This is a genomic window from Nocardia sp. 852002-51101_SCH5132738 (assembly GCF_001665695.1).
Taxonomy (GTDB): Bacteria; Actinomycetota; Actinomycetes; order Mycobacteriales; family Mycobacteriaceae; genus Nocardia; species Nocardia nova.
In genome coordinates, this window is record NZ_LZML01000098.1 from 42,620 (window position 1) to 58,763 (window position 16,144).

General features: G+C 68.7%; 14 protein-coding genes. 8 read left to right on the forward strand and 6 right to left on the reverse strand.

Going from position 1 to position 16,144, the window contains the following annotated elements; all coding sequences use genetic code 11:
- Nucleotides 1-12 precede the first annotated feature (12 nt).
- Genes A5789_RS13145 through A5789_RS13160 form a run of 4 tightly spaced genes read left to right on the forward strand, consistent with a single transcriptional unit; the run spans nt 13 to nt 3,761 of the window.
- Nucleotides 13-729, forward strand: a complete 717-nt coding sequence (locus tag A5789_RS13145; RefSeq protein ID WP_064902703.1) for a phosphoadenylyl-sulfate reductase — start codon at nt 13-15, stop codon at nt 727-729.
- Nucleotides 708-1,640, forward strand: coding sequence for a sulfate adenylyltransferase subunit CysD (cysD, locus tag A5789_RS13150; RefSeq protein WP_104364755.1), 933 nt, complete (start codon nt 708-710; stop codon nt 1,638-1,640). The genes A5789_RS13145 and cysD overlap by 22 nt, the downstream gene beginning before the upstream one ends.
- Nucleotides 1,640-2,965 (forward strand): sulfate adenylyltransferase subunit 1, encoded by a 1,326-nt coding sequence (locus A5789_RS13155; RefSeq protein WP_064902702.1) that lies wholly within the window; start codon nt 1,640-1,642, stop codon nt 2,963-2,965. Before cysD ends, A5789_RS13155 begins: the two co-directional genes overlap by 1 nt.
- Before the next feature lie 19 nt (nt 2,966-2,984).
- Nucleotides 2,985-3,761 (forward strand): sirohydrochlorin chelatase, encoded by a 777-nt coding sequence (locus A5789_RS13160; protein ID WP_064902729.1) that lies wholly within the window; start codon nt 2,985-2,987, stop codon nt 3,759-3,761.
- 80 nt (nt 3,762-3,841) lie between these two features.
- Here the strand turns inward: A5789_RS13160 and A5789_RS13165 are convergent, their stop codons facing one another.
- Nucleotides 3,842-4,630, reverse strand: coding sequence for an HAD family hydrolase (locus tag A5789_RS13165; RefSeq protein WP_063910784.1), 789 nt, complete (start codon nt 4,628-4,630; stop codon nt 3,842-3,844).
- A 192-nt stretch (nt 4,631-4,822) separates the two neighbouring features.
- Here A5789_RS13165 and A5789_RS13170 point away from each other — a divergent pair, with 192 nt between their 5' ends.
- The gene (locus tag A5789_RS13170) at nt 4,823-5,596 is read left to right on the forward strand and encodes an SDR family NAD(P)-dependent oxidoreductase (RefSeq protein ID WP_064902701.1); all 774 of its coding nucleotides are present in this window, start codon (nt 4,823-4,825) and stop codon (nt 5,594-5,596) included.
- Between the two features lie 6 nt (nt 5,597-5,602).
- Here A5789_RS13170 and A5789_RS13175 read toward each other — a convergent pair whose 3' ends face one another.
- Nucleotides 5,603-6,535 (reverse strand): YafY family protein, encoded by a 933-nt coding sequence (locus A5789_RS13175; protein ID WP_064902700.1) that lies wholly within the window; start codon nt 6,533-6,535, stop codon nt 5,603-5,605.
- Between the two features lie 89 nt (nt 6,536-6,624).
- Between A5789_RS13175 and A5789_RS13180 the strand changes: the two genes are divergently transcribed.
- Nucleotides 6,625-7,065: a VOC family protein gene (locus A5789_RS13180; protein ID WP_064902699.1), complete on the forward strand. Its 441-nt coding sequence runs from the start codon at nt 6,625-6,627 to the stop codon at nt 7,063-7,065.
- Between the two features lie 6 nt (nt 7,066-7,071).
- Here the strand turns inward: A5789_RS13180 and A5789_RS13185 are convergent, their stop codons facing one another.
- The 3 genes from A5789_RS13185 to A5789_RS13195 all read right to left on the reverse strand — a co-directional run bounded on the left by A5789_RS13185 (nt 7,072) and on the right by A5789_RS13195 (nt 12,389).
- Nucleotides 7,072-9,363 (reverse strand): Hsp70 family protein, encoded by a 2,292-nt coding sequence (locus A5789_RS13185; protein WP_064902698.1) that lies wholly within the window; start codon nt 9,361-9,363, stop codon nt 7,072-7,074.
- Between the two features lie 420 nt (nt 9,364-9,783).
- Nucleotides 9,784-11,367 carry an FAD-dependent oxidoreductase gene (locus tag A5789_RS13190; RefSeq protein ID WP_064902697.1) on the reverse strand — a complete coding sequence of 528 codons (1,584 nt, stop codon included), beginning with the start codon at nt 11,365-11,367 and terminating at the stop codon, nt 9,784-9,786.
- 14 nt (nt 11,368-11,381) lie between these two features.
- Nucleotides 11,382-12,389 carry a diiron oxygenase gene (locus A5789_RS13195; protein ID WP_064902696.1) on the reverse strand — a complete coding sequence of 336 codons (1,008 nt, stop codon included), beginning with the start codon at nt 12,387-12,389 and terminating at the stop codon, nt 11,382-11,384.
- 283 nt (nt 12,390-12,672) lie between these two features.
- Here A5789_RS13195 and A5789_RS13200 point away from each other — a divergent pair, with 283 nt between their 5' ends.
- Entirely contained in the window at nt 12,673-13,332 is a 660-nt protein-coding gene (locus A5789_RS13200) for a GntR family transcriptional regulator (RefSeq protein WP_063014583.1), read from the forward strand.
- The gene (locus tag A5789_RS13205; protein WP_064902695.1) at nt 13,332-14,597 is read left to right on the forward strand and encodes an MFS transporter; all 1,266 of its coding nucleotides are present in this window, start codon (nt 13,332-13,334) and stop codon (nt 14,595-14,597) included. Before A5789_RS13200 ends, A5789_RS13205 begins: the two co-directional genes overlap by 1 nt.
- Nucleotides 14,598-14,648: 51 nt before the next feature.
- Here A5789_RS13205 and A5789_RS13210 read toward each other — a convergent pair whose 3' ends face one another.
- On the reverse strand, nt 14,649-15,869 hold the full coding sequence (locus tag A5789_RS13210) for an Hsp70 family protein (RefSeq protein ID WP_155525738.1): 1,221 nt from the start codon (nt 15,867-15,869) through the stop codon (nt 14,649-14,651).
- Nucleotides 15,870-16,144 lie beyond the last annotated feature (275 nt).

Here is a 16,144-nt window from a genome sequence, read left to right on the forward strand (position 1 = left end):
GGGAGATTCAGTATGGCAACCACTTTGGAAAAGCTGAGCGAAGCCGAGCTGCGCAGGATCGCCGAGGACGGCGCGGCGCAGCTGGGTCCGGACGCCTCGGCCACCGAGCTGCTGCAGTGGACCGAGGACACCTTCGGCTCGAGCTACATCGTCGCCTCGAATATGCAGGATGCGGTGCTGGTGCAACTGGCCGCGCAGGTGCGGCCCGGCGTCGAGGTGCTGTTCCTCGACACCGGCTACCACTTCGCCGAAACCATCGGCACCCGGGACGCGGTCGAAACCGTCTACGGCGTGAACATCCTCGACGTGCGGCCCGAACACACTGTCGCCGAACAGGATCAACTGCTGGGCAAGGATCTGTTCGCGCGCGATGCGGGTGAATGCTGCCGGCTGCGCAAGGTGGTGCCGCTGCAGAATTCGCTGGCCCCCTACAACGCGTGGGTGACCGGCATCCGGCGCGTGGAGGCCCCCACCCGGGCCAACGCCCCCCTGATCTCCTTCGACGAGGGCTTCGGCCTGGTGAAGATCAATCCGATCGCCGCCTGGTCCGACGACGAGATGGCCGCGTATATCGACCAGCACGGCATTCTCGTCAATCCCCTTGTCGAGGAGGGATATCCGTCCATCGGTTGCGCTCCGTGCACGCGGAAGCCGGAACCGGGATCCGATCCGCGAAGCGGCCGCTGGGCCGGCCTCGCCAAGACCGAATGCGGGTTGCACGCCTCATGACTTCAACGGTGACCGAGACACAATTCGATACCCTTGCCGCCCTCGAGAGCGAAGCCATCCACATTTTCCGTGAGGTGGCAGGCGAATTCGAGCGTCCGGTGATCCTGTTCTCCGGCGGGAAGGACTCCACGGTCCTGCTGCATCTGGCGCTCAAGGCCTTCTGGCCCGCGCCGCTGCCGTTCTCGCTGCTGCACGTGGACACCGGCCACAACCTCGACGAGGTGCTGGCCTTCCGCGACCACGTGGTCGAGAAGTACGGGCTGCGGCTGCACGTCGCCAGCGTCGAGGAGTATCTGGCCGACGGCCGGCTCACCGAGCGGCCCGACGGTATCCGCAACCCGCTGCAGACCGTGCCGCTGCTGGACGCCATCACCGAGAACCGCTTCGACGCGGTCTTCGGCGGCGGGCGGCGCGACGAGGAGCGGTCGCGGGCCAAGGAGCGGATCTTCTCGCTGCGCGACGCCTTCGGCCGCTGGGACCCGAAGCGGCAGCGCCCGGAACTGTGGAACCTGTACAACGGCCGGCACGCGCCCGGTGAGCACGTGCGGGTGTTCCCGCTGAGCAACTGGACCGAACTCGACATCTGGCGCTACATCGCGCGCGAGAACGTCGAGCTCGCGACCATCTACTACGCGCACGAGCGGCCCGTGTACCAGCGCGACGGCATGTGGATGACCCCGGGCTCCTGGGGTGGTCCGCGCGAGGACGAGGAGCTGGTCGTCAAGTCGGTGCGGTACCGCACCGTCGGTGACGGATCCACCACCGGCGCAATACTTTCCGATGCCGCGACCAACGACGACATCCTCGCCGAGGTCGCCGCGTCGCGACTCACCGAACGTGGCGCGACCCGCGGCGACGACCGCGTCTCCGAGGCCGCCATGGAAGACCGCAAGCGAGAGGGTTACTTCTGATGAGCGAGTGGAGCTTGCGGAACGAGCAGACAACACAGCCCGACCTCCTCCGTCTCGCCACCGCCGGCAGTGTCGACGACGGCAAGTCCACACTGGTCGGACGCCTGCTCTACGACACGAAATCGGTACTGGCCGACCAGATCGACGCCGTCACCCGGGCCTCGGTCGACAAGGGCCTGGCCACCCCCGATCTCTCGCTGCTGGTCGACGGGCTGCGCGCCGAACGCGAACAGGGCATCACCATCGATGTGGCCTACCGGTACTTCGCGACGCCGAAGCGGTCCTTCGTGCTCGCCGACACCCCGGGCCATGTGCAGTACACCCGCAACACCGTCTCGGGCGCGTCGACGGCACAGTTGGTGATCCTGCTGGTCGATGCCCGCAAGGGCGTCATCGAGCAGACCCGGCGCCACGCCGCCGTGATGGCCCTGCTGGGTGTGCCGAAGCTGGTGCTGGCGGTGAACAAGATCGATCTCGTCGACGACGCGGAAGCGGTCTTCGCGCAGATCGTGGCCGAGTTCACCGAGCTCACGAGCAAACTCGGCTGGGCCGCCGAGGACATCGTGGAGATCCCGGTCTCGGCGCTGCACGGTGACAACATCGCGTCGCGCTCGGAGAACACCCCGTTCTACGACGGCCCCTCCCTGATCGAGCATCTGGAGTCGGTGCCGGTCGATGCCGACAGCACCGGCCGCCATCAGGTGGGCCTGCGCTTCCCGGTCCAGTACGTGATCCGCCCGCGGACCGCGGAGTACCCGGACTACCGCGGGTATGCCGGACAGGTCGCCGCGGGCGTGGTGTCGAAGGGTGACGAGGTCGTGGTGCTGCCCTCCGGCATCCGGACCACGGTCGAGCGCATCGACACCGCCGACGGCGAACTGCCCTCCGCCCAGCCCGGTCGCAGTGTGACCCTGCTGCTCACCGATGATGTCGACATCTCCCGCGGCGACACCATCGTCGCGGCCGCCGATGCGCCCGAACCGATCGATGCGTTCGACGCCACCGTCTGCTGGCTCGGCGACAAGCCGCTGCGGCCCGGCGCCCGCCTGCTGCTCAAGCACGGCACCCGGACCACGCAGGCCATCGTCGGCGCGCTGATCGAGCGGTTCGACGAGCAGAACCTGGCCGCCGATCCGAATCCGGAGTCGTTGGCGCTCAACGATATCGGCCGCATCTCGGTGCGCGTCGCAGAGCCGATCGCGGCCGACGACTATCGGGTCAACCGGTACACGGGCAGCTTCCTGCTCATCGACCCGGCGGGCGGTAACACGCTGGCCGCGGGCTTGGTGGGCGACGTACTGACCTCGGTCGAGGTCGGCAGCTGAGATGGGTTCGGCCGGTGGGATGTTCGTGAACGGCGAGCGGTCGCTCGCCGGTGTCACCACCGGCCGCGCCCCGGCATTGATCGCGGTCGCACACGGCAGCCGTGATCCGCGGTCCGCCGCGACGATGTCGGCCGTGGTCGCCGAGATCGCCGGACAACGTCCGGATGTCGACGTGCGCCTGGCATTCCTGGACCTGAACACCCCTTCGGTGGAACAGGTCATCGATGCCGTTGCGGCACAGGGACATACCGAGGCCGTTGTCGTCCCGTTGCTGCTGGGCAGTGCGTTTCACGCCCGGGTGGATCTGCCCGGCATGCTCGCGGCTGCCCGCCGTCGGCATCCGCTGCTGCGGATCACGCAGGCCGATGTGCTCGGAACCGACGAACGACTGGTGGCGGCGCTGCGGGACCGAGCGCTGCACGCGGGCGCCGACCGCGACGATGCCGAGCTGGGTATCGCGGTCGCAGCCGTCGGATCCTCGTCCGCGGCCGCCAACCGGATCACGGCCGAGGTCGCGGTGGCGCTCACGCACGGCACCCGCTGGCGGTCCGCGATCTGCTTCGCGACCACGCAGCCGTCGCTGAGCCGAGCGGTCTCGGATCTGCGCAGCCGGGGAGCCCGCCGGGTGATGGTCGCCCCGTGGTTCCTGGCCCCGGGGTTGCTCATCGATCGTCTCGCCGTCGCCGAACCCGGCCTCGTGCACGCACCTGCGATCGGGCCGCACCGGTTCCTCACCGAGGTGGCGCTCGAGCGTTATCGGGCCGCCGACCGGATGTCCCTCGATCTCACGGCCTGATTCCGCCTGTCCTTCCGGCAGTCTCGGTCACCCTGGTCCCGCCCGGTCCCGACCCACGTGGGTCGTGCCGGCTTCGCGGTTCATCCCGCGAACCAGCGCTCCAGCACCAGGGCCGCCCCGTCCTCACTGATATCGGCGGTCGTTTCGTCGGCGAGCTCGCGGACCGGGGGCACCGCGTTGCCCATGGCGACGGAATGCCCTGCCCAGGTGAGCATGTCGATATCGTTGTAGCCGTCGCCGATGGCCAGGGTCTGCTCGAGCGGGATGTCGAGTGTCAGGCGAAGTTGTTCCAGCGCCCAGCCTTTGGACACCCCCTGTTTGGAGGCCACCAGCCACGGTTCGTCCTCGCCGTGCACCCAGCCGGCGCCGGGGAGGTCGAGTTCGCCGACGGCGTCGATCATTTCGTCGAGGCTGCCGCCGGGCCACCAGCCGTTCAGCCGCGTGGTGGGCTCGAGGCTCAGTTCGGCATCGTCGACGAAGCGGAATTCGCCGAGCCGGAAGCTGCCGGGGTAGTAGCCGGTGGCCCAGGTCCCCACTCCCACCTTCTCCACCGACAGCACCATATCGGGCAGCAGTGAACGCAGTGTCGCGACCGCGGGCTCCGGGTCGAAAGTGTGGACCGCCAGTGGTTCCCAGTTCGAAATGTCCACGTGCACAGCGCCGTTCGAGCACAGCGCCTGGCCCTCCTCGAGTCCCAGCTCCTCCATCACGAGCCGGGTGGCGAGCAGGGTGCGGCCGGTCGTGATCACCACATGGGCGCCCGCGTCGACCGCGGCGCGCACCGCCGCACGCACCCGCGGGCTCATCGGTGCGCCCGCCTGCAGAATGGTCCCGTCCACATCCAGGGCAATCAGTCGAGGACTGTTCACCCGGTCATTGTCACCGATCGTGCATCTGCGCTTACAGCCCCGCCGCCGTTACCCGGCGGTATGCCACTCCGACGACTAGATGACACATCAACTACAGGTCCGAATCCCGCCAGCTTTGCCGGTTTCGCGCGACTTGACTGGCACCTGTCACGAGATCGCGTGGCAGACAACGGATATGGAGAGGCAGCAGAGATGGACACGACAGTGCACCACCGCTTCGAATCGAAGGTCGTACTGATCACCGGCGCCAGCAGCGGGGTCGGCGCGGCCGTGGCCCGGCGAGTGGCGGCGGAGGGCGCCGCGGTGGTGCTGGGCGCCCGGGGCAAGGAGGCCGGGGACCGGATCGCCGCGGATATCCGCGCCCAGGGCGGCCGGGCCGTCTTCGTCCCGACCGACGTCACCGTGGCCGAGGACGTGGATCGGCTCACCCACGCCGCGATCGACGAATTCGGCCGGCTGGACGCGGCCTTCAACAACGCCGGCGCGGTCAACTCCTTCGGACCGGTGCAGGACATCGACGAAGCCGGTTGGCGCGCAGATCTGGAACTCAACCTCACCGGCGTGTACTTCGGCCTGCGGTCCCAGGTGCCGGCGCTGCTGGAGTCCGGCGGCGGGGCGATCCTCAACAACGCCTCCAACCTCGGCGTGGTCGGTATGGGCTCGGTCGCCCCCTACGTCGCTGCCAAACACGGCGTGGTCGGCCTGACCCGCGCGGTCGCGCTGGAGACGGCCACCGCGGGTGTGCGGGTCAACGCGCTGGTTTCGGGCGCGGTGGATACCCCGGCGTTCCGCGCGTCGATGGGTGCGACACCCGAAGGCGAGGCGGCGATCGCGGCGCTGCATCCGCTCGGCCGAATCGCCCGCGCGGAGGAAATCGCCTCGCTGTGCGCCTACCTCCTCTCCGACGAGGCGAGCTTCGTCACCGGCGCGGCGGTCGCGGTCGACGGCGGGTTCACCGCTCGGTAACGCGGATCAGCGGTAGATGGCGGTGAGCTCGGCCGCCAGCGCGGCCAGCTCACGCCGAATCGATTCGGGGGCAACGACTTCGAGGCGTCCCCCGAATCCGGCGAGCTGTTCGGCGATCGCGCGCGGCAGATGGGCGCTGATCCGCAGCCGCACCCGGCCGCCGTCGACCGGACCGTCCTCGGCGCAGTGCCGGCCCAGCCGATCGCGCAGGACCGGCACGATCTCGGGATCGGCGTGCACGATCGCCGACACGTCGCCGCGGCGATGTTCCATCTGTTCGACGATCTCCGACCACGCCTGCGCCAGATCGAAATCCGCCGGGACGTCGGCGACGCCGTCCCCGACGGTCACCTCGCTCATCCGGTCGACGCGATAGGTCCGGCGCCCCCGGTCGGTCCCGGCGATCAGATACCACACGGCGTCCTTGTCGACGACGCCCCAGGGATCGACGGCTCGCTCACGACCGGCCGGGCCGTAGCGAAATCGGACCGTCCGTCGCCGCGCGACGGCCTGTTGCAGCAACTCGACCTCCGCCGGTTCGGATCGCGGCCGCCGGCCCCAGCCGACCGGATCGATCAGCGTCGCCGCCGAGGCGGCCAGGGCTTGTTCGCGGAACGTCTCCGGCAAGGCTCGCAACAACTTTCGCAGCGCCGAGCGGGTGGCGGGCGAGCCCGAGGCCGCCGGACCGAGCAGCAGGAACAGCGCCCGCGCCTCGTCGGCCGTCATTCCGCTGAGGTCGGTCCGGGCACCACCGATCAGCGCCCAGCCCCCGCCCCGGCCGGGCTGCGGGTAGACGGGAACGCCTGCCGACGACAGCGCCTCGAGGTCGCGGCGCGCGGTCGCCACGGACACCTCGAGTTCCCTGGCGAGCTCGGCGGCGGTCACCCGGCCCCTCGCCTGCATGAGGAGCAGCGTGGCAATCAGACGGTCGGCGCGCATACGGCAATTCTGCCGAACAAAGTGCTCATTCGGTGAGCACTTTGACCGCGAGGATCGTATCGAAGACCGCAACGACCGAGGAGAGACCGATGCTGCGCGGAATGACGACCGTGTCCTACTATGCCGACGACCTGGCGGCCGCCAAGCGCTGGTACGTCGAATTGCTCGATACCGCACCGTATTTCGAGGTTCCCGGCTATATCGAGTTCCGGATCGGCGACTACCGGCACGAACTCGGCATCATCGATCGCCGCTACTGCCCGGACCCCGCCCACGAACCCGGCGGCGCACTGCTGTACTGGCACGTCGACGATCTCGACGCCGCACTGCAGCGGCTCCGCGAACTCGGCGCGGCCGAACACCAACCCGTCACCGAACGCGGTCCGGGCTTCGTCACCGCCTCGGTGGTCGACCCCTTCGGCAATCTGCTCGGCATCATGTCCAACCAGCACTACCTCGACGTCCTGGACAGCCGTCGGGACTCGTCATCGCCGGCTCGGCGCGATATCGGGGCCGAACCCTGTCGGTGAACCCGGTCAGTGCCCGAAACCGCCGAAACCACCGCTGTGGAAGCCGCCGCCCAGGCCACCCCCATGGAAGCCGCCACCGGGGGTGGCGCCGAGGCCGGGGTGGCTCGGCGCGACGGCTCCGGGGTGAGCGGGAGCGACCGGTGCGGGGTTCGTCCCGCCGGGGCGGGTAGCGCCGCCGGGAGGTGTGGCCGTGCTGCCCCCGAGGCCGGGAGGACGGGCGGTTCCCGCACCCGGGGCGGTATCGGAAGACGTTGTGCCCGGGGCAGACTGGGCACCACCGGTCGGTGCGGAATCGGTGCCGCCACCGGCGGGGGCGGAGGTGCCGGGCTTCGCGTTGTCCCCGGCGTTCGCAGTGCCGTTCGAATTGGCAGTGCCGTTCGAATTCGCGGAGTCGCTCGAATTCGCGGAGTCGCTCGAGTGGGAACCGTCGCCCGAATTCGTCGTACCACCGGCATCGGGTCCGGTGTCGGAGTTCGTGGCGTCGCCGGAGTGCGCCGGGCCCGAGTTCGCCGCCCCCGGTTTCGCCGGATCCGATTTCGTACCACTGGAGTTCGCGGAGTCGTCGGCGTGCGAGCCGTGCGTATCGGCGCTGTCGGAGTCCGAGCCCTGGGAGGATGCACTCGACCCACCGGTCGCACCGGCCGAATTCGACTCGGCGGACGTGGTACCCGAGCCGTCACCGCTGTCCGCGGTGCCGCTCGAGTGCCCGGGCCGCGGAGTGGACGCGGCATCGCCGGTATGCGAATTCCCGGACGACGCACCGGGAGTCGCGGTCGTCTTGTCGGCGGGGACGGGGTTCGTGCCGGATGCGGGTGTACTCGAACCGTCCGGTTTCGGCGCCGGATTTCCGGGCTTCGACGAGTCCCCGGGTGTGGAGCCCCCGCCGGGCGGGGTGCCCTGATCACCGGATCCCGGCTGACCCGGATGTCCCGTGCCGGGCAGGTTGCCGGCCGCGGCGCCGGCGGCCAGGAGCGCCGCCGCGCCCGAGTTCACGAACGGCATGGGGTTGGTGAAACGCGCCGGATCGGAGTAGGTCCGGGCGCGAGGCGGCACGCAGGGCGTGACGGCGCCGTAGTCGCGCAGCGCGTTTTCGACCCGATCGGTCATGGCATGCGAAAAGTCGTGCGCCGCACCGGCGTAGCCGCGCATTCCGGACAGCGAGGTGCCCATCAAAGTGTCGGTGCGGGCCGCCAGCGCAGTGAATCCGACACCGAAGCCGGGTGTCTGCGGCAGGTCGCCGACCTGTTCGCGCAACGCATCCGCCGGGCCGGCCAACGCGGGGGCGAATTCCATGATCGGGCCGTCGGTACCGAGCGGGCCACCGCCGATCATGGTCGCCGCCGACATGGCGAGAGCGGACACGACCGCGGCGGAGGATACGACCGCGGCGCCCCGGGCGTATCGCCCGGCGTTGCTGTTGCTCGTGGCAAATCGAGCCGAGGCGATGGCGGCTCCGGTCGCGACCGTATGCGCCGGATCCGGCGGGACGATCACCGGAGGACCCAACTCGGCCAGCACCTCCGCCACCTCGACCGGTCGCGCGGCGCCACCGATCAGTAGCACGCGATCGACGTCGTCGATGGTCACCCGCGCACGTTGCAGGCAATCGCGCACCACCCGGAGCGAATTGCGGACATGCCAGGCGCGCAGGCGGCGGGTGTCCTCGGCCGGCACCACCGTCGACACCGGTGCCGGCACGTCCGGAGCCAGCGTCCGTGCGTAGCGCGCCAGGACGGCGCCCAGCGGCCGGCCGCCGAAGGCATCGGATCGCAGGGCCGAGCCGAGCACTCCGCGCTGATTCCATTCGGCCTCGGTCCGGACCACCGCGACGTCCAGGTTGTTGGCGCCCAGGTCGTAGACGAGCGTGGAACAGCTTGCGGAAACACCGTATTCGCCGTCCAGCCATTCCACCGCGGCCACGGGTTCGGGCATCAGAATCACGTCGAAGGCGCCGCAGCGGTGCAGCGCGTACTGCAGCGAGGCGATCTGCCGGTCGGTGTAGCAGGCGGGATAGGTGAGGACCGGCCCGGCTTCGGGATCGCTGCCCTCGATCAGGCAGGTGGCGACCGAGGCGACCAGGTCGGCCGAGGACCGGATCCGGCCGCCCAGCGATACCGGCTCGCGCACGCGGGTGAGGTCGGCGAAATCCGTGACCACCGGCGCGAATCGAGGCACTCCGCCGACTCGGACATCGCCGGAGCGGTCGAAGGTGACCGCGGTGCGACGCACGCGGACCGCCGGCCGGCCGCGATCACCGGCAGTTGCCGCCCACACGGAATTCACTGTGCCGATGCTCATGCCGAAGCCAACCGTCATTGCCATCCCGTCAACGCACCGAGACCACGGCCCCAGGTGGTTCAACCATGTGGTCGCGGTCGTTTACCAAATAGCGAACACAGGTTAGCTGGTCGGTCTCGATCACGGAAACCGAATGGGCGGAAAAGCTTTCACACCCACCGCTCGATCGAGCAAAACACCTGATAGGGCGTGATCTTCGGCAAAATCGGAAGTTCGAATTCGGCTACCGCACGAGAATAGCTGGCAAAACTGGCCATTTCACAGTTGATCGCGCAGAATACCGACCGGTTTTCTGTGGAATTGCGGCAATGACATTCACGAGACCGAAATCCGTGCGGCCGTTCCGAATGACTGGATGGTTGCCGAAACGACGAATGCCCCGATCCGGGCGGATCGGGGCATTCGGTCGAAAGATCCGGCTCAGGCGCGAGCGAGCAGCTTTCGCTTCCACCACGGCTGGGCCGTGGCGCCGCCGCGCACCGCATCGGGGCGGCGGCGCTGGACCAGCCGATCGAAATCGGTGGCGTCGGCGGTGGGCCGGCGCAGACGCCCGGCGTTGAAGTCGTCGACCAACTGTCGCACCGTCTGCTGCGCGCAGGACTTGTTGGTGCCGATGAAGCCCGTCGGACCGCGCTTGATCCAGCCGGTCACATAGGTTCCCGGAACCACCGCGCCGCCGGCGGATTCGAGCACCCGGCCGTCGGCGTTCGGGATGACACCGGCGCGCTCGTCGAACGGCACCCCCGGCACGGCCACGCCGCGGTAACCCACCGAAGCCAGAACCAGTGCGGTATCCAGGGTTTCGGTGTCGTCCGTCGCGACAGCGCGGGTGATACCGGCCTCGTCGGTCACGAGTTCGTTGCGCACCAGCTCGATTCCGGTCACTCGGTCGGTGCCGACCAGCGCCACGGGCGAGGAGAGATAGCGGAAGACGATGCGCTTGCGCGCGCCCACCGGACGGTCGGCCACGCTGCGCAGCAGCTTCAGTTTCTGCTCGACCTTCTGCGGCATATCCGGAGTCGGTTCCGGCACATCACCTTCCACGACGATGTCGAGATCGGATCCGAGCAGGCCCACGAATTCGGGGACGGTGAAGGCGGATTCGGCGGGACCACGGCGGCCCACGATCACCACTTCCTCGATCTTGCTGTGCCGCAGTGCCGCCAGCGCCGCCGGCGACACCTCGGTGGCATCGAGCAGTTCGGGATCCATGGTGAGAATCCGGGCCACGTCGAGCGCGACATTGCCGTTGCCGACGATCACCGCGCGCCGCTGCGACAGATCGAAACTGCGCTGCGCGAAGTCGGGATGACCGTTGTACCACGCCACGAACTCGGTCGCGGACAGGCTGCCGGGCAGACCCTCGCCGGGGATACCGAGCTTGCGGTCGGAGGAGGCGCCCACGGCGTAGATCACCGCATCGAAATGGTCCAGCAGTTCGGCGTGCGAGATGTCCGCGCCCACCGCCACATTCAGGTACGACCCGAATCCGGGCTGCGCGGAGATCACATCGAACAACCGGCTCACCTGCCGGGTCAGGGTGTGGTCGGGCGCGACGCCGTGGCGGGCGAGGCCGTAGGGCACCGGCAACCGGTCGAAGACCGTCACCGTCACCTCGGGCTGGGTGAGCAGCTCGTCGGCGGCGTACATCGCCGAGGGACCCGAACCCACGATCGCGACGCGCATCGGGCCGCGATCGGTGTCCACCTCGGCGGCCGGCACCGGCTTGGCCAGCAGTGGACGCGGCCGCGCCTGGCGATAGAAATCGGCGTTGATCTCGATGAACGGCTTCTGCTCCGCGGTGAGCTTCTTCGAGGAGGTGATGGCGTCCACCGGACAGGCCGTGGCACAGGCGCCGCAGTCCACGCATGCCGCGGGGTCGACGTACAGCATCTCCGCCGTCAGAAAATCCGGTTCGTCGGGCGTGGGATGGATGCAGTTGACCGGGCATGCGTAGACGCAGGAGGCGTCGCTGCAGCACGACTGGGTGACTACATACGGCACTGTATGGCTACCCTTCAGGCGGCTTTGGTCTTGGCGCGCTGCGGCTCGGAGCGGTACCGGCTGGCCGGGCCGTCGATCTTCAGCAGCTTCCAGACGTTCTTCGAGATCGGGTTCATCAGGCCCAGCTCCTTGGCCAGGGCCCGCACGTCGATGAAGTAGTCGGCGAAGGTCTGCTGCGCCTCGGCGGAGCCGTAGAACAGTTCCTTGCGCACCTCCTCCGGGATGTCGAATTCCTTGAAGAAGGACTTCGGCGGGGTCGCGATGGACCGGCCGAGGATCCACATCACGATCGGCATGGCCAGCGACAGCACGAACTTCGCGGCCGGATTCGACTCCGGCACATGCTTCTTCAGGAATTCGTGCGCGAAGGAGATGTGGCGCGCTTCCTCGGCGACGTGAATCGCCATGACGCCGCGCATGATCGGATGCACTTCCTCGCCGGAGCGCAGGATCTGCTTCTGGATGTGGTCGATCGGCTCCTCACCGGCGAGCACCGCCATGAAGAACAGATTCGGGAACCGGGCGGCGACCGGCGCGGCGATGTAGCGAAGCTTACGGACCAGCGGGCCCATCCCCGGCACATCGATGCCGATCCGGTTGACCATCTCCTGGAACATCAGGGTGTGGTTGTGCTCCTCGATCATCTCGTGGGAGCAGTACCGGAATTCGGGCGAGCCGTTGGGCAGGCTGAAGTTGTGCGTGACCATGCCGCTGATCAGGATCGACTCGAACTGCAAGCCGACCTTGGCGACATTGGCCTGGCGGTACTTGCCGATGGCGATCTTCTGCTCGTCCGACAGCGCCTGGTACCAGGGGTGACGTCCCAGCGGGTCGGCGGATTCCGGAAGGATCCACCGCTTCTCGCCAGCGGTCGCGGCGAAGTCGGGGTTGTCCCAATCGATGTCGGTGAACGGATCGAAGTGCTTGTTGACCGAACCCTCGGACAGCAGGAGCAGCTTCTGGGCGTATTCCATGGCCTCGGCGACCACAGGGTCTACTTCCGGCGTCGCGGCAACGGACATCGTCGTCACAGCCTCTCCATCTCGCATGGGTAACTGTTTCCCATAGTTACACCTATAGCGGCGGAGGTCAACACCGGCGATCGGCCGTGCCGGGCACCATCGCGCAACCTCGCCGATAGTCCGCCGAATTCCCAGCTCAGTGGCAACCGAAACAGCATTACCGGGAAGTACTGTGCGGGGCGTCACATCGAAGGGAAGGCCGTCACCACCCACGCTCGAGGCGGGTCGGACGTGTCGGCACCCACATGGCAATTCATCCCATGTCCCCGCTAAGCTACAACTTGTGTCTAAGACGTATTCAGCCGCGGAGCGCGCCTATCGGGAGATCAAGGAGCGCATCCTGACCGGGGCACTGCCCGGCGGAGAGCTGATCAGCGAGGGTGAGATCGCGACCGATCTGGGCACCTCGCGCACTCCGGTCCGGGAGGCGTTCCTGCGGTTGGAGACCGAGGGCTGGATGCGGCTGTATCCCAAACGCGGCGCGCTGGTGGTACCTATTCCCGCACACGAGGCCGAACACGTCGCACATGCCCGCTATGTCGTGGAGACCGCGGCGGTGCGCGCCCTCACCGCCGACGAGCGGCCGGCGCTGATCGACGCCCTGCGCGAATCACTGACCCGCCAGCGCGAACTCGTCGCGAGCCTCGCCGCGTCCGACGGCCGGGCGCTGTCGCACTTCGCCACCGAGGACACCGACTTCCATCGCGGCTATGTGGTCGCCGCGGGCAACCCGCTGCTCACCGGGTTCTACGACTCGCTGCGCGAACGCCAGCGGCGGATGAACAGCGTCGCCCTACACCGCGCGCCGATGAATACCGCCCGCATCGTGGAACAGCATGCGCAGCTGACCGATCTGATCGCCGCCGGCGATACCGCGGGCTTCGATACCGCACTGGCCGAACACCTTTCGGGTGTGCACCAGCTCGAACTGAGAGGACTGTGATGACCGCGCCGACCGCCGTCGACATCCGCCCGGCACGGGTCGCCACCACCCCGCGCGCGTGGTGGGGCGTGGCCGCGGCGGTCTTCGCGATCGCCTGGGGCGGAAACGAATTCACCCCGCTGCTGGTGATGTACAAGAACGACGGCCTGCCGGTCACCACGGTCGATCTGTTGCTGTTCGAATACGTCCTGGGCATCGTGCCGGCGCTGCTGATCGGCGGGCCGCTGTCGGACCGCTACGGCAGGCAGCGGCTGATGCGGCCCGCACCGCTGATCACCGCGGTCGGATCGACGCTGCTGGCCTTCGGTTCCGGCGTGGTGCCGATGTTGTCGATCGGGCGCGTGCTGTGCGGAGTCGGTCTCGGGCTGGCGATGGCCGTGGGCAGCAGTTGGTTGAAGGAGCTGTCGCAGCCGCCGTTCGGGCCCGTGTCGGCTCCCGGCACCGGCGCTCGCCGCTCGGCGATGAGCCTCACCGGCGGTTTCGCCATCGGAGCCGGCGTGGCCGGGGTGCTGGCGCAGTGGGGGCCGTGGCCCGCGACCCTGGCCTATCTCATCAATGTGGCACTGTGCGTGATCGCGGCCGTCTGGGTGCAGCGCGCACCGGAAACAGTGGCACCGCAACCGATTCGCAAGCCACTGCGTGAGGATCTGCGGATTCCGGCGGCCGGCCACCGGCGTTTCCGCCGCATCGCACTGCCGCTGGCGCTGTGGCTGTTCACCTCCGCCGCGACCGCCTACGCGATCCTGCCGACGCTGGCCGCCGACCGCATCGCCGGAACCCCGATCGCCTTCTCCGCGCTGATCACGGTGATCACGCTCGGATGCGGTTTCGCCATCCAGTCGGTGGCGCGGCGGATCGACCTGCCGGGTACCGCGCGGATCGCGGCACTGTCGCTGATGCTCACCACGGCCGGCATGGCCGCATCCGTCTACGCGGCGGCATCGCTACAGCTGTGGGCCGTCGTCGCGACCGCTGCCGTGCTCGGCTTCGGATTCGGCATCGGGATGGTCGCGGGACTGCAGGAGATCGAGCGGATCGCCCGGCCGGACGATCTGGCCGGGCTGACCGCGGTGTTCTATTCGGTGAGCTACCTCGGATTCGGTTCACCGGCACTGCTGTCGCTGCTGCACAACGCCTTGCGCATCGGCTATCCGGTGATGTTCGCGGCCGGCGCGGTCATCGCCCTCGGATGTCTCGCGGTGGTACTCAACAACTATCGCGATCCGGAGAGCCCGAGCGCCGTCGAGCGACGAATCAGCCGATGAGCCGAGTCGGAAGGGCGTTGTCTGCCCCGCGCCACCTGTGGCGGCACGCCGTCAGTGCTGAACGTGCACGAGTCCCGCGCCCATGGATTGCGCTCCCGTTTCGTCCCCCACCACAGCAGTCGCCGCGAACAGCGCGCCACCGGCCGCGACCGCGACGGTGACCGCGACCCGCGTCAGCCGGCGGCGCAGCACGCGCGGCGGCTCGGGTGGCTCGGGCGCCTCGGCGACCTCGCTCTCCCGGATCGATTCGGCGGCGCGACGCGCGAACACGGCCGCACCCTCGGCGATCGTGCGCTCCGGATCCGGGGCGACGATCACCGGCCGCGCCAGCGCCGCGGCCAGGACCGCGGCGACTTCGGGCGGACGGGCGGCGCCGCCGACGACGAGCACACAGTCGACATCGGCCATCGTGACGCGGGCTCGGCCGAGGCATTCGTACACCACATCGAGCGACTCGCGGATATGCGCGGTGCGCAAAGCCGTGATCGCGGCGTCGGAGTCGGCGGCCGAGGAAGCACCGGCGCGCCAGTTGTCCTGCGCGGCCATCTTCGCACCGAAGGCGCGGCCACCGAAGGCGGTGGAGCGCAACGGTTCCCCGAACACCGGCCGGTCCGGAGTACCGGGGCCGATGCGCACCAGGGTGACGGTCAGCCCCGATCCGCCGAGGTCGTAGACCAGCGCCAGGCCCGGCAGCAGCGGACCGTGCGCCACCGACAGCCACGCCGCGGCCGCCACCGGTTCGGCCACCAGGGCGGCATGGGACAGTCCGATCGAATCGAGGGCCTCGCGCAGTTCGAGCACCCGCTCCTCGCCGTAACTCACCGGATGTGTCACCGCGACAGCGGTTTCCGGATTGCGGCCCTCGGCGGTGGCCACCACGTGGGCGGACACGTCCGCGACCACGGTGCGCGCGACGGTCGCCACCAGATCGGCCGCGGACAGCGACCGATGACGTACGCGCGCGGTCCGGCCAGGCTCGGTCAGATCGGCGAAGTCGGTCACGGCGCGGCCGTGGCGCGGAATCCGGCCGACCCGCGCGGTGCCGCTGCTGTCGAAAGTGAGTGTCGTGCGCCAGGTTCCCGGCGCGGTGCGCTGCTGCGGCAGCGCGGATTTCGGGCCCGAGGCCCGCTTGCGCCGGCCGGCCGCCGCACGCTCACCGGATTCGCCGGCCGCGCTGCGCCCGCGGCCACGCGCGTTCTTCCCGCTCTCAGCAGTATCGATGGCGCACACCGTGTTGACCGTGCCGATACTCACTCCGAGCCCAACCGTCATCACAATTCCCCTCGATCGACGAGCGTACGTTCGCTGACATGTCTCGATCCGGCATCAGGCAACCACTGTGCTGAGAACTTGCCAAGCACCGGACAATCGGTTGTCCGCTCAACCGCCGCACTCCGCGACGACGCCGCCGATACCGCAGATATACCCCTTCACCTGCGGTAACAAATCAGGCAATTCATACGCGCAGTGGACATTTCGCGACACCGACCGACCGGTACGGGTTTGCCAGCAATCGTCCGAATATCCTCGGACACCGTATACCGGCG